This is a genomic window from Psychrobacter sp. HD31, from assembly GCF_051097895.1.
In the GTDB taxonomy this organism is placed as follows: Bacteria; Pseudomonadota; Gammaproteobacteria; order Pseudomonadales; family Moraxellaceae; genus Psychrobacter.
Genome location: NZ_CP142525.1, coordinates 586123 through 610104, shown reverse-complemented (window position 1 = coordinate 610104; position 23982 = coordinate 586123). Strand labels below are relative to the sequence as shown.

At 37.6% G+C, this 23982-nt stretch carries 19 protein-coding genes and 1 tRNA gene; 9 read left to right on the top strand and 11 right to left on the bottom strand.

The window, feature by feature from the left end:
- Positions 1 to 35: 35 nt before the first annotated feature.
- The 3 genes from VH441_RS02550 to dnaE all read left to right on the top strand — a co-directional run bounded on the left by VH441_RS02550 (position 36) and on the right by dnaE (position 4735).
- Entirely contained in the window at positions 36 to 734 is a 699-nt protein-coding gene (locus VH441_RS02550; protein ID WP_434353922.1) for a 1-pyrroline-5-carboxylate dehydrogenase, read from the top strand.
- Between the two features lie 199 nt (positions 735 to 933).
- Positions 934 to 1009 (top strand) — tRNA-Arg (locus tag VH441_RS02545).
- Between the two features lie 63 nt (positions 1010 to 1072).
- Positions 1073 to 4735, top strand: coding sequence for a DNA polymerase III subunit alpha (gene dnaE, locus VH441_RS02540; protein WP_434353921.1), 3663 nt, complete (start codon positions 1073 to 1075; stop codon positions 4733 to 4735).
- 45 nt (positions 4736 to 4780) lie between these two features.
- Here the strand turns inward: dnaE and VH441_RS02535 are convergent, their stop codons facing one another.
- The 3 genes from VH441_RS02535 to VH441_RS02525 all read right to left on the bottom strand — a co-directional run bounded on the left by VH441_RS02535 (position 4781) and on the right by VH441_RS02525 (position 7820).
- A complete protein-coding gene (locus VH441_RS02535; protein ID WP_434353920.1) occupies positions 4781 to 6262 on the bottom strand; it encodes a protein adenylyltransferase SelO in 1482 nt (493 codons plus the stop codon).
- Between the two features lie 541 nt (positions 6263 to 6803).
- The gene (locus VH441_RS02530) at positions 6804 to 7391 is read right to left on the bottom strand and encodes a hypothetical protein (RefSeq protein WP_434353919.1); all 588 of its coding nucleotides are present in this window, start codon (positions 7389 to 7391) and stop codon (positions 6804 to 6806) included.
- 195 nt (positions 7392 to 7586) lie between these two features.
- Positions 7587 to 7820: an ESPR domain-containing protein gene (locus VH441_RS02525; protein WP_434353918.1), complete on the bottom strand. Its 234-nt coding sequence runs from the start codon at positions 7818 to 7820 to the stop codon at positions 7587 to 7589.
- A gap of 370 nt (positions 7821 to 8190) precedes the next feature.
- Between VH441_RS02525 and VH441_RS02520 the strand changes: the two genes are divergently transcribed.
- From VH441_RS02520 to VH441_RS02510, 3 genes are all read left to right on the top strand, one after another.
- The gene (locus tag VH441_RS02520; RefSeq protein ID WP_434353917.1) at positions 8191 to 9060 is read left to right on the top strand and encodes an RNA methyltransferase; all 870 of its coding nucleotides are present in this window, start codon (positions 8191 to 8193) and stop codon (positions 9058 to 9060) included.
- A gap of 47 nt (positions 9061 to 9107) precedes the next feature.
- Positions 9108 to 9917 (top strand): serine O-acetyltransferase, encoded by an 810-nt coding sequence (gene cysE / locus VH441_RS02515; protein ID WP_434353916.1) that lies wholly within the window; start codon positions 9108 to 9110, stop codon positions 9915 to 9917.
- A gap of 113 nt (positions 9918 to 10030) precedes the next feature.
- Positions 10031 to 11443: an MATE family efflux transporter gene (locus VH441_RS02510; protein ID WP_434353915.1), complete on the top strand. Its 1413-nt coding sequence runs from the start codon at positions 10031 to 10033 to the stop codon at positions 11441 to 11443.
- A gap of 189 nt (positions 11444 to 11632) precedes the next feature.
- Here VH441_RS02510 and VH441_RS02505 read toward each other — a convergent pair whose 3' ends face one another.
- The 6 genes from VH441_RS02505 to VH441_RS02480 form a co-directional block, all read right to left on the bottom strand.
- Complete coding sequence (locus VH441_RS02505) at positions 11633 to 12640, bottom strand: S1 family peptidase (RefSeq protein WP_434353914.1); 1008 nt, start codon at positions 12638 to 12640, stop codon at positions 11633 to 11635.
- 408 nt (positions 12641 to 13048) lie between these two features.
- Complete coding sequence (locus VH441_RS02500) at positions 13049 to 13417, bottom strand: hypothetical protein (protein ID WP_434353913.1); 369 nt, start codon at positions 13415 to 13417, stop codon at positions 13049 to 13051.
- A 179-nt stretch (positions 13418 to 13596) separates the two neighbouring features.
- Positions 13597 to 14073, bottom strand: coding sequence for a 2-amino-4-hydroxy-6-hydroxymethyldihydropteridine diphosphokinase (locus VH441_RS02495; RefSeq protein ID WP_434353912.1), 477 nt, complete (start codon positions 14071 to 14073; stop codon positions 13597 to 13599).
- Between the two features lie 21 nt (positions 14074 to 14094).
- Entirely contained in the window at positions 14095 to 14466 is a 372-nt protein-coding gene (gene folB / locus VH441_RS02490; RefSeq protein ID WP_434353911.1) for a dihydroneopterin aldolase, read from the bottom strand.
- A 12-nt stretch (positions 14467 to 14478) separates the two neighbouring features.
- A complete protein-coding gene (rarD, locus tag VH441_RS02485) occupies positions 14479 to 15423 on the bottom strand; it encodes an EamA family transporter RarD (RefSeq protein ID WP_434353910.1) in 945 nt (314 codons plus the stop codon).
- A 75-nt stretch (positions 15424 to 15498) separates the two neighbouring features.
- On the bottom strand, positions 15499 to 17784 hold the full coding sequence (locus tag VH441_RS02480; RefSeq protein ID WP_434353909.1) for a bifunctional prephenate dehydrogenase/3-phosphoshikimate 1-carboxyvinyltransferase: 2286 nt from the start codon (positions 17782 to 17784) through the stop codon (positions 15499 to 15501).
- Positions 17785 to 18004: 220 nt separating this feature from the next.
- Between VH441_RS02480 and VH441_RS02475 the strand changes: the two genes are divergently transcribed.
- Complete coding sequence (locus VH441_RS02475) at positions 18005 to 19519, top strand: amino acid ABC transporter permease/ATP-binding protein (protein ID WP_434353908.1); 1515 nt, start codon at positions 18005 to 18007, stop codon at positions 19517 to 19519.
- Between the two features lie 52 nt (positions 19520 to 19571).
- Positions 19572 to 20444: an ABC transporter substrate-binding protein gene (locus VH441_RS02470; RefSeq protein WP_434353907.1), complete on the top strand. Its 873-nt coding sequence runs from the start codon at positions 19572 to 19574 to the stop codon at positions 20442 to 20444.
- Between the two features lie 86 nt (positions 20445 to 20530).
- Here VH441_RS02470 and hisC read toward each other — a convergent pair whose 3' ends face one another.
- Both hisC and pheA read right to left on the bottom strand, forming a co-directional pair.
- A complete protein-coding gene (hisC, locus tag VH441_RS02465; RefSeq protein WP_434354343.1) occupies positions 20531 to 21655 on the bottom strand; it encodes a histidinol-phosphate transaminase in 1125 nt (374 codons plus the stop codon).
- 79 nt (positions 21656 to 21734) lie between these two features.
- The gene (gene pheA / locus VH441_RS02460) at positions 21735 to 22823 is read right to left on the bottom strand and encodes a prephenate dehydratase (protein WP_434353906.1); all 1089 of its coding nucleotides are present in this window, start codon (positions 22821 to 22823) and stop codon (positions 21735 to 21737) included.
- A gap of 194 nt (positions 22824 to 23017) precedes the next feature.
- Here pheA and tal point away from each other — a divergent pair, with 194 nt between their 5' ends.
- On the top strand, positions 23018 to 23950 hold the full coding sequence (tal, locus tag VH441_RS02455) for a transaldolase (protein WP_434353905.1): 933 nt from the start codon (positions 23018 to 23020) through the stop codon (positions 23948 to 23950).
- Positions 23951 to 23982 lie beyond the last annotated feature (32 nt).

The following is a 23982-nucleotide window of genomic DNA, read 5'->3' as shown; positions in this document are numbered from 1 at the left end:
TCGATGATATCGAATAAAGTTATAAGGATTAAATAATGACAACCCAAACTCCCTATCAAAGTAAAAAAGCAGAAGCCTGGCGACTAATGACAGCGGTGCAACGTGCCGACTTATTAAATAACACAGTTGCCAGCCTTGCTGATTTAATTGGCGAAGGTGATAAAACTGACAAAGTTTTAACTCATATTTTGGCGCAAGCTCAGCATATTGACGACTCTGCTATGCTAACCGGTGCAACAGGCGAGTCTAATGAGTTATATAACCAAGCACGAGGAAAAACCGTTATATTAGCGACTAAAGAGGCAAAAAAACTGCCAGTTGCGGCGCAAGTTGTGGCATCGCTATTAACAGGCAACCAAACTCATTTAAATGCACCCAGTCAAGAAGCTTTTGCTTTTGAAGTAAAAACAATCATGGCTAATGTGGGTATTGATGATGCGGTGTTTAATTTAGAAGGTGCCAGTGAGCCACAGTCATTTGATGACATGTTTAATGACCCAAGGCTTGCACAAGTTGGGATTGTTGGCACCGTGGAAGAAACACATGCTTTAGCGGCAAAACTAAGCCAAACAGATGCCATGTTGACTCAGGTAATCGCCATCACAGATCAAGATGAGTTAAGCGAAATCTTTAGCCCAGATTATTTGCACAGATTTTGCAGTGAGCGTGTGCGTACAATAAACACCACCGCCATTGGCGGCAATGCCAGCTTGCTTGAGTTGGGTGCTGGCTAAATTTATTAAATCACATATTTTAATGGGCTTGTTTTAAAATAAAGCAAGCCTTTTTTATTTTGGTTTAATGGTTGATTTAACAGTAATTAAAAGCCTTTGATTATAAGTTTAGGCTTGTTTTAACCGCTTTTAATACGCCTAAATAAATAAAAAATACTGCCTATTTTGTACCTTTTAAGCTAAACTATTACCTTTATTAGTGCCTATAGCTCAACAGGATAGAGCAGTCGCCTCCTAAGCGATCGATCGGGGTTCGAGTCCCTGTAGGCATGCCATTATTTTTTAAATCCTTAGCAATGTGGCAGTTGCTACTAATCACTTAAACATACAGCATTTTTATGGCATTTGTACACCTAGGCATTCATAGCGAATTTTCAATCTCTGACTCGATTGTACGTATTAAAAGTTTGGTCAAAAAGGCATCAGAGGATGGACAAAAAGCGCTTGCTTTAACCGACTTATCTAACTTATTTGCTACCGTTAAATTTTATCGTAGTTGCTTAGGCGCTGGCATTAAACCTATTATTGGTACTGAGGTACGTATTGATGATCAAAATGCCGAAGGTCATTCTCGCATCACCTTGTTGGCGATGAACAATGAGGGCTATCAAAATATTACCCGATTGGTTTCGCTTGGTTATACCGAAGGCTTAGAACATGGCGTACCACTGGTTAAACGAGAACAAGTTTTTGATTTATCGGCAGGTGTTATTGCCTTGCTTACCGAGCACAGTCACATTGGGAACGTGTTAATTGGCTCTGCTCCAGAGCGTGCTGATGAGTTGATAAACGAGTGGAAAACATGTTTTGATGACAGGCTGTATTTTGCAATTAAACGCACCCAAAGACAAGGTGAAGACAACTTTATAAAAGCGAGTATTCATGCTGCTGCAAAACATAATTTGCCTATTATTGCGCATAATGATGTCCGCTTTTTAGAGCAAGAAGATTTTGAAGCGCATGAAGCTCGTGTGTGTATTACCAACTCTTATGTACTTGCCGACCCAAATCGCCCACGAGAGTACTCCGAACAGCAATATTTAAAAACCCAGCAAGAAATGCAGCAGCTTTTTGCTGACCTTCCTCAAGTTTGCGCCAATACCATACAGCTTGCGCAGCGATGTAATGTTATTTTACGTTTGGGAGAAAACTTTTTACCCGACTTCCCTATTCCACCAGAGTTTAAACCCACCGAGGCAAATCAAGCCAAATATCCAGATGATAAGCTGATTGATGCTTATTTTAGGGTGTTGTCTGAGCAAGGGTTAGAGCAACGGCTAGATAAGCTATTCCCTATTAATGAAAGAGATAGCGACGAATGGCTAGAAAAACATGATGGCATGAATTGGGAAGCTTTTAGACAAGCCTATGATGAGCGTTTGGAAACCGAACTTAATATTATTATTGGTATGGGCTTTCCTGGTTACTTTTTGATTGTTATGGACTTTATTCGTTGGTCGAAAGAAAACGATGTTCCTGTTGGTCCTGGTCGTGGTTCGGGTGCTGGATCTTTGGTAGCTTATGCACTGGATATTACCGACTTAGACCCTTTGCATTATGAGCTGCTATTTGAAAGATTCTTAAATCCAGAGCGTGTATCTATGCCCGACTTTGATATTGATTTTTGTATCGAAGGGCGTGATCGTGTGATTAGTTATGTTTCTGAAACTTATGGACGAGATGCGGTATCTCAGATCATCACTTTTGGTACCATGGCGGCTAAAGCGGTCATCAGGGATGTTGCACGTGTGCAAGGCAAGTCATATGGTTTGGCGGATAGAATGTCAAAACTTATCCCTGCCACACCAGGTATCTCGTTGTCTGATGCCATTGAAGATAAGGAAACAGGCGCCCAGCTTAAAGACCTTATCACAAACGAAAACAATATGGATTATGAAGATGCCAGTGAAATTTGGGAGATGGCATTAAAACTTGAAGGAATCACACGTAACACAGGTAAACATGCAGGGGGTGTGTTAATTGCCCCTAATAAAATTACCGATTTTTCTGCCATTTATGCCGATGATGAAGGTCACCGAGTTAGCCAATTTGATAAAGATGATGTAGAAGCTGCCGGCTTGGTTAAGTTTGACTTTTTAGGGTTACGTAACTTAACAGTGATTGCTGCCGCAGTAAAAAACATTAACCACAGACGTAAAAAAGAAGGCAAACCACCACTTGAGTTAGAAGATTTACCACTAGATGACAAAGCAACCTATGATGAGGTATTAGCAGAAGGTAAAACAACCGCTGTATTCCAGCTAGAATCATCAGGTATGAAAAAATATCTGAAACAGTTAAAACCTACAAACATTGATGATGTTATTGCAATGTGTGCCTTATACCGCCCTGGTCCTTTAGGTTCTGGGATGGTAGAAGAGTTTATTGACCGAAAGCATGGTGTCAAAGAAGTGGTATATGACCATGAATATTTAGAACCTATTTTAGAAAGCACCTATGGGGTTATTGTTTATCAAGAACAGGTAATGCAAATCTCGCAGGCGATGGCAGGTTATTCGCTTGGTGGTGCAGATATGCTGCGCCGAGCTATGGGTAAAAAGAAACCCGAAGAAATGGCAAAGCAGCGTGAAATCTTTTTGGCAGGTGCGAAAGACAAAAAAATTGATGATGGCATTGCCGGTAGCGTTTTTGACTTAATGGAAAAATTTGCCGAATACGGTTTTAACAAATCGCATTCTGCCTGTTATGGTGTATTGGCATACCAAACTGCCTATTTAAAACACTACTACCCTGCTGAGTTTATGGCAGCAGTTTTAACCAGCGATATGAACAATACCGACAGTGTGGTATTTTTAGTAAATGATTGTAGAGAAAGCTTTGGGCTTACGGTTGCAAATCCATCTGTTAATCGTAGTAAATGGCATTTTGTGGCAGATACACCCGAAAATATTATCTATGGATTAGGTGCGATTAAAGGGGTTGGTGAAGGTGCAGTAGAATCTATCGTGCAGGCGCGTAACCAAGGTGGTGAGTTTACTGATCTTTATGATTTTTGCCGTCGTGTTGATACCAAAAAAGTAAATAAACGCACACTAGAAGCATTGGTACGAGCAGGTTGTTTTGATGATTTTGCAAGCACGCAACGCCCCGAGCTGTTAGTGGAAAATAAAGCCTATGAAATACGTGGGGCGTTAATGGCGCAATTGCCAAAAGCCGTGCAAGCATCTGAGCAACACAGACAAAATCAAGAAGTTGGCATGATAGACATGTTTGCAGAAATTGATGATGTAACCGCTGCCCCACCTTTGCCAAACTCACCAGAGCTAATTTGGGGAGACAAACCTCGACTTAAAGCCGAAAAAGATACCTTAGGGCTGTATTTAACTGGGCATCCTATTGATGAATATCGTGATGAAATCCAACATTACACCGATGGTAAACGCTTAAATGAACTCACTGACACAGGCTATGGTAAAGAAACCTTGTTTGCTGGGCTAATTGTTGATGTTGCAAATTTTGGTAATCGTATTGCGGTTACGCTTGATGATGGCACCTCAAGATTAGAAGTAAGCTGTGATGCCAAACTTTATGAATTTTGCAAAGATAAACTTAAAGTGGATGAAGTTGTGGTGATAAGTGGGACGGTCAGCGAGTTTAATGATCGCATTTATAGCAAAATGCGTCGTTTGTATAGCATGATAGATGCCCGTAATCGTTGGTTAAAAAAGGTTAGCATTAAAATTGATGCCAACGACACAAATACCATTGATGACATATTACCCTTGTTAAAAGAAAATCAGCCCGATGTCATCACTTATGCTACTGCCGAGCAACCAATAGATGTAGACAACAACCAACATTTATCTACGCAAACAAATGGGTCAGATAATTGTATTGGTTTAGGTATTCATATCTATAACGATTATGCGATTGCTAAAGTTAAATTGTCTGACAAATGGCGTGTTTATCCATCCGATGACAATATATTAACTTTAAAGCGCTTGTTTAATGCAGATAATATCCATTGGCATTATGCTTAGCCTGCTTAAGCTTTAATACTTGTGTTTTAATATCAGCAACTGTATTTATGTACCACAAAAAGTTTTAAATTGAGCATTCCACTCTTGTGTTGCTGGCTGTTGGAATCTGGTTGTCTTTTTATATAAACGCCAATCATATGGAGTTTTTAGGGTTTTTAGTAGTGCCTTAAATTCTGTTAATCCCTCACTGTTTGCTTGTTGTAGGGTATTTTCAACTAAATGATTACGTGGGATAAAAAGTGGGTTGTGAGTCTGCATAAGCGTTAAAGCATTTGTTTTATTTCCATTTTTTTGTGCTTGTTTCCAATCATTCATCCATGTATTTAATGCCTCTGTGTCTGTTATTTTATTAAATTCTGATGTCTCAATGTCGCTAAAATCAACCCCCATAGCCATTAACGTTAATTGTTTAAAACTATTTGTGTAATCGAGTTCATATGTTTGCATGAGCTCAAGTAATGCTTTTGCTAACGCTAAGTTTTTATCCGTATTGTTAAGCCCTATTTTTGCACATAGCATGCCATACCAGTGTTTTTTGTATTTTTCATCAAATGTGTTGATGGTATTGGTTGCAAGTTCAATTGCTTTTTTCTCATCATTATCAATTAATGGTAACAAGCTTTCTGCAAACCTTGCCATGTTCCACCAAGTGATGGGCATTTGATTTTTAAACGCATAACGTCCTTGGTAGTCGATAGAGCTATAAACGGTTTGTGGATTGTAGGTATCCATAAACGCACAAGGACCATAGTCGATGCCTTCTCCGCTTATTGCCACATTATCTGTATTTAACACACCATGGATAAAGCCAACCCGATGCCAGTGCGCAATCAATTGGGCTTGTTTATCCATCACTACTTCTAATAACGCTAATGCTTTATCAGGCGTATTTAAGCTTTTTAAATGAGGGTAATGCCGATTAATCGAGTAGTCGAATAAGAGTTGTAAAAGGTTGTCATCGTTTATTTGACTTGCTTGTAGCTGTGCATAAACAAAAGTGCCTACTCTAATATGGCTAGCGGCTGTTCTTGTTAAAATGGCTTGTTGTTCTAAGCCTTGCCTTATAATGTTTTCTCCAGTTGTCACCACTGCCAAACTGCGGGTTGTTGGTATTTTTAAAGCGTGCATGGCTTCGCTGATTAAGTATTCACGCAACATTGCCGACATGCTTGCCTTGCCATCACCACTGCGTGAAAAAGGGGTAATACCGCTGCCTTTTAATTGAACATCTATCAACTCTCCTGCTTGGTTTTTAGCTTCACCAAGTAGTACAGCCCTGCCATCGCCTAAAATATTAAGTTGCCCAAATTGGTGCCCTGCATAGGCTTGTGCAATTGGCTCTGAGCCATCTATCAATGTATTACCACTAAACCAATTTGCAAGTGTTTCTTCATTACACACATCCATGTTTAGTGATTTTGCCAGCTTGTTGTTAAAAACTAATAAATTGGGGTTTTTAACAGTTGTCGGCAAAGTCTGACGATATAGTTGCTCAGGTAAGTTTTGGTAAGTATTAACAAGTTTCATGGCTTTGGGCTTAAATTCTTATGATGGTTTTTTGATTATAAAGTATTTACAAAGGCTATAAATTATTAATTTTTATATGGGTTTTTATTGTTAACGTTTTGATGAATCAGGTTATTATTTTAAATAAGGCAGTTTATGCACTTTCATCGCCTAAATATAAACTACAAAATACCCTCACAACCATCGATTATTATCTGACGAGACCAATGAATGATAATTTTCGTATCCACCTGTTCTTATCATTTATGGTCAGTCAATAGCTAGCGGAGTTTCATTTTGCAAGCAACCGCCTCCAACCATGTTCCGCTATGTTTTTGCTTTTGTTCAATACCGCTGCTATCAGGGCTAGGTCAGCATCCGTGTTTTGTGAGCGGTGTTGTGTGGGCTTAGGTTGGTTTTGCTGGGCTACAAGCCCAGCCTACGCTCGCTACCTCGCTTGTGCATATTTGTTTTGGTGTTGTTAAACATCAGTCTTCTTTCCAAACTTCAGTCTGTTAATTTTCCGCTTGATTTTTGGTTTTTAAGATGGTATCTACCTCGCTTATATGATACTAATAGGAGTAAATACCTCACCTACAAAATATTTTTCTATAATGTTTTTAATTTTTTCTGACACAAATAGAAAGCTGTCATATTCAATTAAGCGAAAAGCATCATAACCTTCAATCTTACTTTTAAATAAAACTGGTTTATGCAGTGTCATAATAGTGCCATCATCAAACATATCGTATTCTGATGAATCAAAGTTTATAGCTCCGGAAATATGTGTACTACAATAATAGAAAAACCATGTTTGACTTTCATAATTAGCTTCTAAAAAGGCACCGCAGTTCTTTAAATCTTCTAAAAGAGCTATAGTTAATTCTTGAGAAAAAACAAATGTATTAGAACCCCAAACATGCATAATATTAGACCATATATTAGGCTTAATCACCTCTCCATTTTCTATTGGTAAATATTCTTCAAGTTCTTCGAAGAGATGCATTTCTGGTTTTATCCACTGATTTATAGGAAAGCTTCTTTTAAAAAAAATATTATTATCAAATAGTTCACTCATACCTTGCTCATTAGAAAGTTCAAAGTTATAAAAATGAGGGTTTAAATCCGATGCGATTTTATAATAATTCATCTAAGTCCTGCCTTTTGTTTTATAGAACCGTCTTTAATCGAAATGGCAACATTTCTTAAGAATACCTCACCTTGCTCCTTCGTTCTTGCATTTCTTAAACCTTGTTCAAGATAACTTGCCATTTCTCTACAATGCAAACCAGCAAGCGTAGGCTGGGCTTATAGCCCAGCAATATTAATGCCTAACCAACAATACCTAATCATATTCTAAGCCCATCATAGTTAATATACCATCATTACCCCAGTCAGGTGGATAAATACCTTTTTTAATATAATTGTGTATTGTTGAGTATGCCCATTGTGTGTGGTTGTTTTGACTACCACTTTGGCTTGGGTTAGAAGATTTTCCCTGTGAACGTGTGGCTTCGGATACCACTACTAACATGCCTTTGGCTTTGCTAAATATGACTCGATAACAACGATTGTTCATGAGGGATTCATTTCATGGTTGGCTAGTCTTTAATTCATTATTTTAAATAAGTATATTAGCAGAATATAACGAGGGATGATAATTATTGTCAATTATGTTTTGTGAGAGATTTGTAATGCTATTTTATCGTTTGGGTTGGTTGTTATTTTAATGGGCAAGCTATTGGAGCTTGTAGGTTATTATTTATGAAGTTAAACGTGGGTGTGAAAGATAAGAATAAGTGGTGACATTTGTTAATAACTGGTGGTCGTGTTGGCTAGAATATGCATAAACCGCTTATATATAACGCTTATATATAATTAGTATGCCCAAAACTATGCTTAAATTCGTGTTAGACTAACAGGCAATTGTTTTAGTTTTAAGTAATCAAATGTCTATCAATCAACTTTATTTATCTAATATCCAAATTGTAATGGTTAATACCACATTACCTGCCAATATTGGCTCTGCTGCACGTGCTATGCATACCATGGGCTTAAGTAAGCTCACGGTGGTAAACCCCAAACTGCCCATTGATGACAGTAGTTATTCGCACGCTGCTGGGGCAACACATATTTTAGATGCGGTAAATGTGGTTGATAGTTTGGATGAAGCAATTGCTAACAGCCAACTGATTTTGGCTGCAAGTAGCCGTAGCCGTACCATACCACGCCCGGTAGTTAATCCTGCTACAGCTGCTAAAGTTATTTGCCAATTTATTGATAAGCTTGGTTTAGATACATCTTTTGATGGTACAAAAACCAACAAAGATGAAGCGCCAATTATTAGCATTTTATTTGGTCGTGAAGACAGAGGGCTAACAAATGATGAGCTGGCAAGTGCCGATTATCATATCCAAATAGATGCAAACCCTGCTTACCCTGTGTTAAATGTCGCATCAGCTGTGCAAGTAATCACCAGCTTTATTTATAGCCATGTAGATGATTTGTTGGATGATAATAATAAACAAGTTATCAACAAGCAAGCTATAACAGAAACACAGGATTGTACTAATACAAATGATGGTTTAATACACTATATTAGGCAAGATTGGGATACACCAGCTGCCAGCCATCAGCAGATAGAACAACTAAACAGCCGATTAATTGAGCTCATGCAAAAGCTTGAGCTTGCAGATAATGACAATTTGGGCTTGTTACCACAACGTATAAAGCGGCTTAACTCACGCATCCAGTTAGACCAAAAAGAATTACAAATGATAAATGCGGTTGTCGGCAAGCTTACTAAATTGCTAAAATAACATTTAGATAATATATTTAATAACTGTTAATAATTATAGAGAATAATATGCCATCGCTCATTTCTGTGATTAAATCACTTAAAAAAACAAAGTCAGAACTGCATGAGGATATTAATGCTGTTTTTGACCGAGATCCCGCAGCCCGCAATCAAATAGAGGTTTTGTTAACTTACCCTGGTATACAAGCTTTATTATTGCATCGTGCTGCTAATGGATTATGGAATCATAATCAAAAGTCGCTTGCGCGCGGGGTTTCTTATGGCTCACGCATGTTAACGGGGATAGAAATCCACCCTGCTGCTAAAATTGGTAAACGTTTTTTTATTGACCATGGCATGGGGGTTGTAATTGGAGAAACTGCCGAAATTGGGGACGACGTTACTCTTTATCAGGGTGTGACCTTGGGCGGTGTGTCGTTAGATAAAGGCAAAAGACACCCAACCCTTGAAGATGGTGTGGTTGTTGGCGCAGGCGCCAAAGTTTTAGGACCTTTTACCGTGGGTAAAAATGCCAAAATTGGTTCTAATGCGGTGGTGGTTAAAGCTGTGCCAGAAAACGCCACTATGGTAGGCAGTGCTGCTCGCATGATTACCAAAGCGAAGCCAAAAGAAGAAAAATCACAAGATAGCCAGCATCAAGATTTAGAAAAAGCCTTTAATGCTTATGGCATTGATTTAGACTTGCAAGACGATAAGAAAGACCCAGTTGCAAATGCCTTTGCGACTATGCTTGAGCACATACAAGAGTCCGAAGCTCGTATCGATGAGCTGCAAAAGGTGATTTGCAAACTTGATCCAGACTATTGCGAAAAAGAAATTAAAAAACTTAGTGCTGATCAGCTCAATGTCTTAAAATAACAAGGCTTTAAAAGAACAACTGATTTAATAATAAGCTGTTTATCCCTTCAAATTGCTGTCAAACAATCAAGTCAAAACTTGTGTTTTAGCAGCCTAACCAATAAGTAAAATAAATGTCCAACACAAAAGCCAGTTTTGTAACTGGCTCTACCCTTCGGCATGTCGTCGTTATGACCTTAACTAACACCATTGGCATTATGGCGTTATTTTTGGTCGATTTAATTGATTTATACTTTTTAAACATGCTTGGTGAGCAAGCAATGGCAGCGGCTGTTGGCTTTAGTGCCCAAGTACTTTTTTATGTTACTGGCATATCAATTGGCCTATTAATTGCCAGTGGTATCTTAGTGTCTCAACGTATTGGCGCAAAGCAAGTTAACCAAGCCAAAAATATTGCTGCCAGTGCGTTAGTGATTGCTTTTACTTTAGTTGCAAGCATTACCCTAATTTTGTTTTGGCAGTTAGAACCCATATTGCAAATGCTTGGCGCAAAAGGTCGTACACTTGAGCTATCTATTACATATTTAACTATTTTACTACCTTCTAGCGTTATTATGGTACTTGGCATGGTGGCAAGCTCGGTATTAAGAGCGATTGGCGATGCCAAACGCTCTATGAATGCAACCTTGTTTGCTGCACTGGTTAATTTGGTTTTAGATCCACTGCTTATTTTTAGCTTGGATATGGGCATCGCTGGGGCTGCAATTGCCTCTTTTATCTCACGTATTACATTAATGCTGTATGCCATGTATTGTTTGGTTAAAATACATAAAATGTTTGTTTTACCAACGGTTAAAGGTGTTATAGCAGATGCTCCCAAAGTTGCCAAACTTGCTGTACCCGCTGTTTTAACCAATTTAGCCACGCCTATTGGCTCAACGTTTGTAATGACGGCAATTGCAAAATATGGTGATTCTGCTGTTGCTGCTTTTGCGACTATTGGTCGAATTATCCCAGTTGCATTTGCTATATTGTTTGCATTGTCTGGTGCAATTAGCCCCATCATTGGGCAAAATTTCGGTGCAGGTGAATATACGCGTATTAAACAAATTTATCATGATGCCATCAAGTTTGTCATTGCGGTGGTGGTATTGGTTACGCTTGTTATATTTTTAACAAAATCGTATTTGGTAGGTGCTTTTAATCTATCTGCCGAGGCATCTGATTTGGTGATGCTTTTTTGCTCTGGCTTAACCTTGTTTTTTATTGCAGATGGAGTTTTGTTTTCTACCAACTCAGCATTTAATAGCCTTGGTTATCCGCTGTATTCTACCTTTTTTAATTATGCAAAGTTTTTCTTGGGAGTTATCCCAACTGTATATTTTTTGGCAGGCATTTATGGAGCAAAAGGTGTCATTATTGGGCAGGCTGTGGGTCCTATTTTAATTGCGTTTGTTTCGGTAGCGGTTTGTAGCAAGTTAATCAATGATATTAGTAACAATGGTTCACCGCCTACAAAGCCTTCAATATTCAGGCGTTTTACCCGCCCTATGTCTTCTAGCTCTAGTTCTCGTACGCAGATTTAAAATTAGTAATAGTTTTTGGTTATTTCATCTTGTTAAAGTAGAATTTAACAAATCAGTAATTCTACTTTCTTATTATTGTGAAAAGCTTTAAAAGTACCACACAGCATTTGCATTGATTATGCGATTAAAGCAAAAACAATAAATCATGCCGTACTGTTTGTAAATGGTACTTTTAAAGTGCGTTAAGATTTAAGGCTGCGTAATCACTGATTTAATCCAATCATAAGATGAAGACACACGAGTGTAAAAACTGATATCGCCATAGTCTGCATCAATATGATTATCAAGCGGAGCTTCTGCACCACCAGATAATATGCCAGCTACTTGCCATTGGTTATTTTTTGGGTTTTTAACAAATAAGGGTCCCCCACTGTCGCCCGTTACTGTTGTACCTTCATATTCTAATGGGGTTGCATCGCTTGTGCCCTTACCTAAAAAGGCTTCTTCTTCGTTAACAATGGCATCATTTAAGGTATTGCTTGTACTTTCAGGATTATCAAAATCAAAGGCTAATAAGCCACCACTGTAAGTAACGCCATTAATGGATGTGGTTAAGCCATCCTGAACCCTGTCTAAAGTGTTTTGTATGGCATGTTTATTTGAGTCTAACTCTGGATTATCTCCAAAAACCTCTGAATAACCGCCAAATCCAGCGTGCCAAACGATACTGCCAAGGGGCTCTGTTTTGTCTGTATAAAGTGTTGCTGGGGTGATATTGGTGATAGGTTTACTTAACTTCACCAAACTAAAGTCATTGGCATTGCCATAACTTTGTTCTTCATTTATCCAAGTAGGATGAAATACGATTTTAGAAACATCATAAATGTTTTCTGGTTCATTTGGGTTATTGCCTACATATACTTTTACACCAGAGGCAAGTGCAGGTTTATCTTGTTCTTCTGCAACAAAAAAGTTATGCCCAGCTGTTAAAATCCATTGCTCATTAATTAGCACACCTGATGCGATTAAGTCTGCATTATCTGTACCATCTAAGCTATATGCGAAGAAAATAACCGAAGAAAAGTCTGGTAAATCACGGGTTTTATCGGTAACCAGTGCTTCGTACTCTATCAAATTTTTATCATGACGAATGCCATAAGTTCGCCCCTTTTCGGCTTCTTGAAAGCTTTGGCAAGACATCAACATTAAAGAAGTGACAGCAATACTAAGCGCATAAGTGGTTTTATATTTTTTCATTAAAATGGTCTCTTTATTAATTATGGAGTGTAAAATTTTTTAGGATTAAAATAATTGAAAAAAGGATGAATTTTAAGTCTTTTATGAAGTTTATAGTGAGATATAAAGTTTTTCAAGCATTGTGTAACTATTAAGTAGTGGCGTGTGCTGAGTGCACCAATAGACAAGTAAGAATGATTTACTAACAAAGAGTTGATGTTCTATAACCATTGCGTGGAAAGCATGTGATATTACGATTTTTTGTTAAATACAGTCACTTTTGGTTTTGTTTCGTATGAAGTATCTTATGCGCAATTTTATGGTTTGATTTTATATTTAACGGCTTTATTCAATGTGTTATTTTTGTTTGAGCATAACAATTACTATCCATTTATCTGCTTCTTAAGGTGTGTTATTAATCTGTATAAATTACAAATCATCTAAATCTTCATCAAATGGTCTTCCGCAATTTATACATTTTTTTTGAAGAAAAAATGGAACTTTATCAGTATTGATATCCTCTAAACAATTATTTCCATTTTCTTCTACTTTATGAAAAAAAAATGGTTGATTGCACCAAGGGCAGGTGTTTTTAGTAAGTAACATAATGTGAGAGGCAAAACTGATAGGCACTCCTATTACAGCAAATATAGTAATAGCTATACGATCTGATTCAATAACAAACGAGAACATGAAACATAAAAATAAAGCAATAAATGGTATTCTATTTCTATTTTTTTTCCACTTCATTAAATTGTTGTATTTATTCAGTCTATCCTTTTTAGTCAGTATGTTCATCTTCATCTACCTTAGTAATAAGCTTAGGCTTGGCTTCTAATCTAGCATATTATCAAATTAACCCAAATACGAAAAAAAATTAAAATAAATAATATATTTAAATAGTATAAAAGTATAGACTTAATATAAAATAGCTGGGCAAAATGCCCAGCTTACTTGGCTATCAATTCAGTAATTAGCTAACTTAACAATTGCTTAATACCCACCCATTCGTGTTCTTTAAATGGGTATCTTTTTTTAATGGCTTGCCAATGGGTACTATTAACAGACTTAATAGCCAGTACATCTATATCTATGCTGACTAATCGTATTTTTTGTGATGTCTTATCATTTGTAGTTAGTGTTTTATCACGGAAACAATCCAACTCAATTTGTTTTAAAGTTTTGACCACTTGTTGAAGTGTGGAAGGCATATCTAGCTTTATAATCGCACACTGATTGGTGTAATCAGGCTTTGGGTTACTTTTAGTTGCTGTAAAGTCAGGATTTACAAAATCATCAGACAACTGGATGTGTCCCAACGCTTTAAGCTGTTGTATGGCAGTTGCTAGATTTTTTTTGGGGTCATCATTGCTGCCTAAAGCAACCAACAAATGCGTTACGTTTAAGTTTAATGCTGTGTTAAAAAGTACTAAATGGCTAAATCTATTTGGCATGGATATGGCTTTACTGTTTGATTACTCTTTACAACGTGTGATTTGCACACCAACCATGTTTGCTTCTGTAATAGCAATTGGTTTGCCTATTTTAATGCTAACTTTACTAATTTGGTATTTATCTAAAAGCTGACTAGCAAGGTGTTCTGCTAACTCTTCTACCAGCTCAGCCTGCATGGCTTGTGTCCATTCAGTTACGTCATCACACACCGCTTTATAGTTAACACCTTTAGCAAGGCTATGGCTTTGTGCAACTTGATGGGTATTGGTATACAGCGCTATATCAAAAACAATTGGTTGTGTGATTTGTCGTTCCCACTCATAAAGCCCAATAACCGCTTTAACAGTTAATCCTTCAATGAATATGACGTTTTCTTCGGTTGGTAGTATCATTAAAGATAACCCTTAAATTTGTTTCAATCTTTGTTTTTTACTTGGTCTATTTTGCCATAAATCAATGCTAAACAGCAGTAAGCCTAACCAAATCATACTAAATAACATGAATCGATGGCTATCAAAAGGTTCATGATAATAAAACACTGCCAATAAAAATACAAAACTTGGCGTTAAATAGTTCATAAAACTTAAAATACTAAAGGCAACCATTTTAGTTGATTTGTTAAATAATAATAGAGGTACTAAAGTAATGGGACCCGCTAACATTAAAAACCATATTTTATCATCAAACCAAAAACTAATGTTGCTACTGGCAACGTTAGCATGGCTTAACCAAAGTAAGGCAATGGGTACCACTAAGGTGGTTTCAATAAACAAACCTTCTACGGCTGTTAAGGGTGTTTTGCGTTGCATAAGACCATAAACAGCAAAACTAAGTGACAGCACTAAAGATACCCAAGGTAAGTTGCCGAGCATGATTATTTGGCTAAATACAGCAAGTGTCGCAATACTAATGGCAACCCATTGAAGTTTACGCAGTTTTTCTTGCAATACCAGTAACGATAGCATCACCCCCACAAGTGGTGACATAAAATAACCAAGGCTTGCTTCAAGTAGCCTCTCATTATTTACCGCCCAAACATAAGTTAACCAATTGCTGGTAATAATCAGTCCTGATAAAAAGGTCAACATTAACCATTTTGGTTCGTTTTTAAATGTTTTAATCCAGTTAAAACGCTTGGTGACGACAATAAAAATTAATAAGCATAAAAATGTCCAAATGATGCGGTGGGCAATAATTTCAACCGCATTGTAGTCTGCCAGTTGCTTAAAATAAAGTGGGAAAGCACCCCAAATGATAAACGCGGCTAAAGCGGTTAAAACACCTTGAGAGGTGGTTTCAACAACTGAGTTGGTTAATCTTATGGTGGGTGTATTTTGGTTGTTTTGCATTTGTATCCAAAAAAGTAAACACCTGCCAGTTTTAATAACTAACAGGTGTGAATTTCAATTCATTTATATTCTAAATTATTTTTGAGAATTTTCCACAATATTCATCCCAATTTTATTGGCTAATTCAGCAAAATTAGGGAAGCTGGTATTAACCGTTTCTGTCCCTTCTATCGTTATTTGGTCACTGGCTCGTAGGCTTGCAATAGTAAAACTCATTGCAATGCGGTGGTCATGATGAGATAAAATATACCCACCAGTAAATATTGGTTGAGCATTATTGCCAGTGCCTTTACCTTCAATAATAATACCATCATCGGTTACGGTGCAGTCAATGTCAAGGGTTGTAAGTCCATCTGCCATAACCGCAATGCGGTCAGATTCTTTTACACGCAACTCTTTTGCACCTGTTAATACAGTTTGCCCTACTGCACAACTTGCTGCCACAAACAAAACAGGAAACTCATCAATTGCCAGTGGTACAAGATGCTCTGGGATATTAATGCCTTGTAATGAACTGCTTTTAATGGTGATATCGGCGACAGGCTCATCCCCAATTTTTGTCTCGTTTGATAAACTGATGTTGGCGCCCATCAGTTTTAAGATATCAATCACGCCAGTACGAGTTGGGTTCATACCCACTTGAGATAAAGTAAGCTCACTACCCTCGCCTGCAATGGCAGCTGCCACCATAAAAAATGCAGCAGAAGAAATATCTGAAGGGACTTGGATATCACAGGCAGTCATTTCACCACCACCCGTTACTGTAATTTTATTACCGTCTTTAAGTTTTTCAACCTGCACAGGGTAGCCAAATGCCGTTAGCATGCGCTCTGTATGGTCTCGGCAAATTTCTGGCTCTATAATGGTTGTGGTGCCTTTAGCCCAAAGTGAGGCAAGTAATAAACATGATTTTACTTGAGCAGAAGCAACTGGCATATCATAATCAATACCTTTTAAAGCCTGATTACCTGTGATGGAAATAGGTGCTGTGCCCTTTTCGCCCGTTGTTTGTATTTTTGCACCCATCTCACGTAGTGGTTTTGCCACACGCTCCATTGGGCGTTTTGATAGGCTAACATCACCTGTCATCACACTATCAAATTGTTGAGCAGATAAAATACCAGACAATAAACGCATACTGGTGCCCGAGTTGCCCATATACAATGGCGTTTGACTCGCTTTTAACCCATTGATACCAAGGCCATGGATGGTGACTTCGCCATTATTTGGACCTTCAATGGTCACGCCCATATCACGAAATGCCTGCAAGGTTGCCATTGCATCTTCGCCTTCTAAAAAACCACTTACTTTGGTGGTACCAGTTGCGAGGCTACCAAACATGATACTACGGTGAGAAATAGATTTATCTCCTGGTACTTTTACGGTACCGTTAATTTTATTACTTTTGACTAATGGTTCTATTTGGTAGTTTTGAGTCATTTTTGGGTCTTCTGTATAAGGTGTTGAATTTAACATATGTCCAAAGTGTTTGCGTGCGGCTTGAGCTCGTCCAAGCATGCCCATAAGTTCTGTCGAGTTTTGGTTAATTATCGTTTGTTTTAACGACTGTAAATTTTGACTGTATTGGTCAAGTGCCTCAATAATAGCACTTTTATTTGCTAAAAAAATGTCATGCCACATGGTTGGGTCACTTGCAGCTATACGGGTAAAGTCTCTAAATCCACCAGCGGCATAGCGAAAGATATCCATGTTGTCATCGTGCTTTGCAAGTTTTTCTACCAAATTAAATGCCAACAAATGTGGTAAGTGACTGGTAAAGGCGAGCACCTTATCATGATGTTCAACATCCATCTCCATGACACTTGCACCCACATCTTGCCATAGTTTATAAACTTGCTGATAAGCCGTCTCATGCGTGCTATCAAGCTTGCATAAAATAACATTGTGATTAACAAAAAGCTTAGGATTGCGTGCATGGTATCCTGAGTTTTCTGCCCCTGCAATTGGGTGAGCAGGTACAAACCCAATAGGTAAATGATTATTAAAAACCTGTTTTGCCTCATTAATAACACTTGCTTTGGTACTACCGACATCGGTTATAACGCAAGTGCTATCAATTAACCCATCATCAATCGCATTTTTGATATCTATGAATACCTTATGGGCAATTTTTACAGGGGTTGCAATAACAATTAAATCACTGTCTTTAATAACGTTTGCAAGCGTGTCAGAACCTTGTTGAATGAGTCCATCTTGTTGGGCATCAATTAAGCTTTGGTTGTGTTTATCAACGGCAACAAGCGTTTTTGCAAGCTGGTTATCTTTAATCGCTTGTGCAAGGCTTGCACCAATTAAACCGAGACCGACGATGCAAACTTTATTAAATGTGTGTGTGTTCATTGAGTTTTTATATCAAAAATTATTTTTGACTAGAATATCATATTCTAAAGTTAAGTGGCAGTTTCGTATGTAATACGCGTACTTAGGGTCATTACTTATTGGTTGACCTGTTTATTCATTCATAGTATTGTAACCGCTTATTTAAGATTTTGTAATATTTTAGCAAGGTTTGTCGTCGTTTTATGGGTGGTATACTGGCTATTCAAGTTGTAGGTGTGTTATGGATTTAGATTGGTCGTATATCATTGGATTATTAAAAAATAATGATTTTTGGCAAGCAACACTGGTTGTTGTCAAACTCAGTATCTTAGTTTGGGTATTGGGGGTTGTTCTTGGTTTTTTTATGGCGCTTGCAAACCGTTCAAACTCTAAGTTATTAAAAGCCATCTCTTCTGTATACATCTGGTTTTTCCGTAGTTTACCTTTATTGGTACTTTTGGTTCTTATCTATAATCTACCACAAGTTTTCCCTGCGACACGTTCATTACTATCCTCTCCTTTTATGGCAGGTTTAATTGGCATGACATTGTGCGAAATTGCCTATATTGCAGAGATTCACCGTGGCGGGCTTTTATCTATTAATAGTGGTCAGCGAGAAGCTGGACGTGCGTTAGGTATTGGCTATGCAGGTATTCAACGCCTTATTGTTGTGCCACAAGCAATCCGTGTTTCATTACCTGCACTTGGTAATGAATACATTACCATTGTAAAACTAACCTCATTGGTTTCTGTTATTTCATTGGCAGAAATATTATTGGTTGGTCAACGTATTTACATGAATAACTTCATGGTTATTGAAACCTTGTTAGCGGTCGCATTTTACTATGTGTTTATTGTGACTGTTTTTGATCAATTAATGAAGTTGCTAGAACGTAAAATAGATATTGAAAATCGCAAACCTGACTTACTTGCTGACAATACCATTGCCAAACATAAAAAGACGATTGCTAACCAGCCATCACTGATACAAAGTATTCAAACAGTGGATGTCGATCAACCGGCACTTAGTGTTGAAAAAATAGAGAAAAGTTATGGCACACACCATGTACTAAAAAACATTAATTTTGATGTTAAATCAGGTGAGGTGGTTTCTATTATTGGACCTTCTGGCTCAGGCAAGACAACGCTGGTTCGCACATTGAATGGGTTAGAGTCGATTGATTCTGGTAAAGTGAGCTTATTAGGTGATACTTTTTTGAAAGATAAAGAGATTACCAAAGATTCAGCCAGCTTTCACCAGCAGATTGTTCACATTGGTATGGTGTTTCAAAACTTTAACTTGTTCCCCCATAAAACCGTACTTGAAAACGTGATGCTTGCGCCAAGCTATCATAAACAGGCAAGCAAAGCACAAATTGAAGCCACAGCGTATGCCATGCTAGATAAAGTGGGCATGATTAAACATGCCAATAAATATCCGCATCAATTATCTGGTGGTCAAAAACAACGTGTTGCTATTGCCAGAACACTTGCAATGAAACCTTCTGTTATTTTGTTTGATGAGCCGACTTCTGCACTTGATCCTCAATTGGTCACAGAGGTTTTAAAAGTTATTGAAAGTTTAGCAAAAGAAGGGCTTACGATGGTTATCGTAACTCATGAGATGGATTTTGCGTTTCAAGTATCTGATAAAATCATCTTTATGGATGATGGCAATATTCAGTTTAATGGCTCACCAGCCGAGCTTAAAGCAACACAGGATGAACGCCTAAAATCGTTTATTGGTCAATTTTAAAAAATGGCCACTTTGTTTTAAGTAACTTTTATTTTACATAAGGAAATAACCTATGAAATCATTATTTGCCCAAGCCTCATTATCAAAAAAAATGATAATTGCAGCCATGGCCACTTCTACCCTTGTTCTAACTGCATGTGGTAATCAAGAAACCACTGAAAAAGCAGAAGCAACTAGCGAAACTACGGCGATTAAAATTGGTTCTGATTTAACCTTCCCTCCGTATGAGTATCTTGATGGTGATACACCAGCAGGTTTTGATGTTGAGTTAATGAATGCCATTGCCAAACAAGCAGGCACAAAAGCAGAGTATGTTGATACGCGCTTTACTAATTTGATGCCAGGTCTTGATAGCGAAAAATATGCAGCGGTAATTTCTGCTTTATATGTTAATGCAGAACGCCTTAAAAAATACGATATGATTCCATATTTTACAACGGATGAAGTTGTGCTGGTAAAAGCAGATTCAGAGTATCAACCAAAAGGTGCTATGGACTTGTGTGGTAAAACAATCGCCACAATGAAAGGTGCTATCTTAGCAGAGCAGCTGCAAGATATTTCTGACAACAAATGTAAAGCAGAAAATAAAGAAGCAATTGAAATCCGTGAGTTCCCTACGTCACCAGAAGCTACACAAGCGTTATTATCAGGTGTAGTTGACGCACAGTATGATGATGCTGCATTAGGTAATGCTGCGGTTAAAAAACTGGAAGGAAAAGTTAAAATCTCTTCAACTGAGTCCTTTTATCCAATCGTTGGTGGTATCGTAGTACGTAAAGGTGATACAGCAACTTACGAGCTTTTAAATAACAACTTAAATGCGTTACGTGAATCTGGCGAATATCAAAAGTTATTAGATAGCTATGGTTTAACCAAAGCAACTGAAGAAGATATTGCTGACATAAAAGCAGAGAGTGCCCAATAAAAACAGGGTATTCAATGCATTTATAAAATTATAAAGAGCGGTCTAATCAATGGATTAGACCGCTCTTTTAGCTAAAAGCCTATCTTTTATGCACTCAATAAGTCTTTTAAAGAATCTATAAAGCGAATATTTTCAACTTCTGTTCCCATACTTACTCGGATCCAGTTATCCAATCCATACTCATCCATTGGCCTAATAATAATACCTTGCTCAAGTAGTTTTTGGTTAATATCACTGGCATTATCAATTTGCACTAAAATAAAGTTGGTGTGTGATTTAACATAGTTTAAACCTAAAGCATCAAATTGTTTGTAAAACCACTTACGTTTATCAGCGGTGGTGGTTTTAACCGTGTTAACAAAGTCACGGTCAGTAATGGCAGCAACTGCGGCGGCTTGGGCAACACAGTTAACATTAAAGGGTTGGCGAACACGATTAAAAATATCATTAATTTCAGGGTTTGCAATGGCATAGCCAATCCTTACCCCTGCTAAGCCATATGCCTTAGAAAAAGTACGCAAAACAATCACATTATCAAATTGTTGTACAAATTCTTGTGCATCTGCCGATGTATCATAATCAACATAAGCTTCATCTAACACCACTAACACGGATGGTGGCACTTTTTGTAAAAAATTATGGATTTGTTCTTTGGTTAAAATGGTGCCAGTCGGGTTATTGGGGTTAGCAATAAAAACAACTTTAACTTTTTCTTCATTGGTTTTAATTGCATCCAGCATGGCATCTAAATCTATGCCATAATTTTTTGCAGGGACTTCAATTTTAGTTGCCCCTTGCGCTGCTGTTACTAATGGATAAGCAATAAATGAATATTGCCCAAAAACAACCGCATCATTACTACTCACAAAACAGCGAGTAATCAGATTAATTAGCTCTTCAGAACCATTGCCTATTGTAAAATACTCTATCGGTAAATCATGAAATTCTGACAATGCTTGTTTAATATTATGGGCATTACTATCAGGATAGCGTGCTAATTGAGCTAACTCTTGTACAATAGCCAGGGTGACGTGAGATGAGCAACCCAATGGGTTTTCATTACTTGCCAGTTTAATGACATCTTCAATGCCATATTCTCTTTTAAATTCTTCTAATGGCTTGCCTGCGGGGTAAGCTTGCAGTTCGTTAATGGTGGGATATGCCGGTTGTATCTGCATGTCATTCCTTAAAATCGCTTTAAAACTAAAAATAGTATTATACACAAAAAAAGGTGGTACAATGACTGTGCCCACCCTTTAGTTATGCTATCAAAAAATAGAGTAAGTTGATTTACAAAACGGCTTTAGGGTAAGAGCCAAGCACACGTAATTCTTTTACAATTTTTTCTATGTCTGCTAAAGCATTTTTAACATGCTCATCTTCAATATGCCCTTCCATGTCGATAAAAAATACATAAGCCCACTTATTAGGACGCTCAGGTCGGGTTTCTATACTGGTTAAAGAAACACCATGTTTATGGAATGGTTCTAAGATTTCAAATAACGCGCCTGATTTATCATGTGCAGATACTAAAATAGAGGTTTTATCTTGACCAGATGGCGCAATTGGTTCTTGCCCAACAATTAAAAAGCGGGTGCTATTGTTTGGGTTGTCTTCTATGTTTTTATGCAAACGGTGTAAATCATATTCAGCGGCAGCAACATTGCCTGCAATCGCTGCGCTATGCCATTCATTTTTAAGGCGACGTGCAGCTTCTCCATTACTGGATACGGCAACTCGCTCAACATTAGGGAAGTTAATGTCTAACCAGCGGCGGCATTGTGCTAATGCTTGTTGATGCGCATAAATTTTACTTAAGCTGTCAGTTTTTGTGTGTTCTGCAACCAAAAAGTTATGATGAATTGGCAGTTCTACCTCGCCAATAATACGCAAAGATGAAGAAACAAATCCATCTAAGGTATGGTTAACAACCCCTTCTGATGAGTTTTCTACAGGGACAACACCATACATGGCTGTTCCTGCTTCTACCTCTCTAAACACATCATTAATTGTGGTTAGCGGGCGTGTTGTTGCTGCATTACCAAAATGTTTTAATGCCGCTGCATGCGTAAATGTGCCGGCAGGCCCTAAATACGCAATGACCTGTGGTGCTTCTAAATCTAGGCAAATAGACATAATCTCACGGAAAAGTCTTGCCATTTTTTCATCACTGATTGGACCTTCATTGCGTTCCATCACCGCTTTTAATACTTGAGCTTCTCGCTCTGGGCGGTAAAAAATGGGATGGTCTTCATCTTCCTTTTTAGCGTCTGCTACTTGCCCTGCAACATTAGCTCTTTGATTCAAAAGCTGCTGTATTTGGTTATCTAGGCTATCTATTTGTTTTCGTAATTCATTTAGATTGGTGGTTTTGTTCATGAAGGTCTCATTTATTTATTATTTAAAAAAGTTAACTTTTCATTGTTGTTGAGTATAACAAAATTGTTTATAAAACAAAAAAGATATAACCAATTTTTTATACTTAGTTTTGATATTTTTTTATTATAGCAATAAAAAATGCTATGATTATTCACATCGTTTTTCTAATGTTTAAAAAATAAAAAGGTAATGCTATGACAGCTCTTTCACAATTAAAAAATATGACCACTATTGTTGCCGATACGGGTGACTTAGAGGCAATTTCCCGTTTAAAACCGGTTGATGCTACCACTAACCCAAGTTTGATCACGAAAGCGTTAACTACGCCAGAAAAACAAGTGTTATTAGCCGATACCATGTACAAATATGCTGGCGATGTTGACAAAGTAATTGATGAGCTAACGATTAATATTGGTTGTGATATTTTAAAATTGATTGAAGGACGTGTTTCTACCGAAGTAGATGCTCGTCTCTCTTACAATACGCAAGCCACTATTGATAAAGCACTAGAATATATTGATGCTTATTCAAAAGCAGGTGTTGATAAAGAGCGTATATTAATTAAAGTCGCCTCTACTTGGGAAGGAATAAAAGCTGCTGAAGCACTAGAAAAACAAGGTATCCATTGTAATTTAACCCTTTTATTTGGTATGCACCAAGCGGTTGCTTGCGCTGATGCAGGTATCACTTTAATTTCTCCATTTGTTGGTCGTATATTAGACTGGCAAAAAGCTGATGAGAATCGTACCGATATTCCTGTAAGCGAAGATAAAGGCGTTTTATCTGTCTCAAGCATTTATCAATACTACAAACAACATGGTTATAACACACAAGTTATGGGGGCGAGCTTCCGTAATGTGGACCAAATTATTGCATTAGCAGGTTGTGATTTATTAACCATTGCACCAAACTTAATTGATGAGCTTAATACGTTAGATACGCAAATTGAGCGCAAGCTTTCAGCTCAAATGGTGATGGAAGATATGGCAAAAGTGAGCTTTGATCAGCAAGGTTTTGAGATAGCGCAAAAGCAAGATGCGATAGCAAATAGTTTATTGCCTAAAGGTATTGATGGATTTATTGCAGCGCGTGAAGATTTAGTAAATGCGTTAAAAGCAAGCCGATAGGATGTTATGGTAAAAAACCATATTAACCAAAA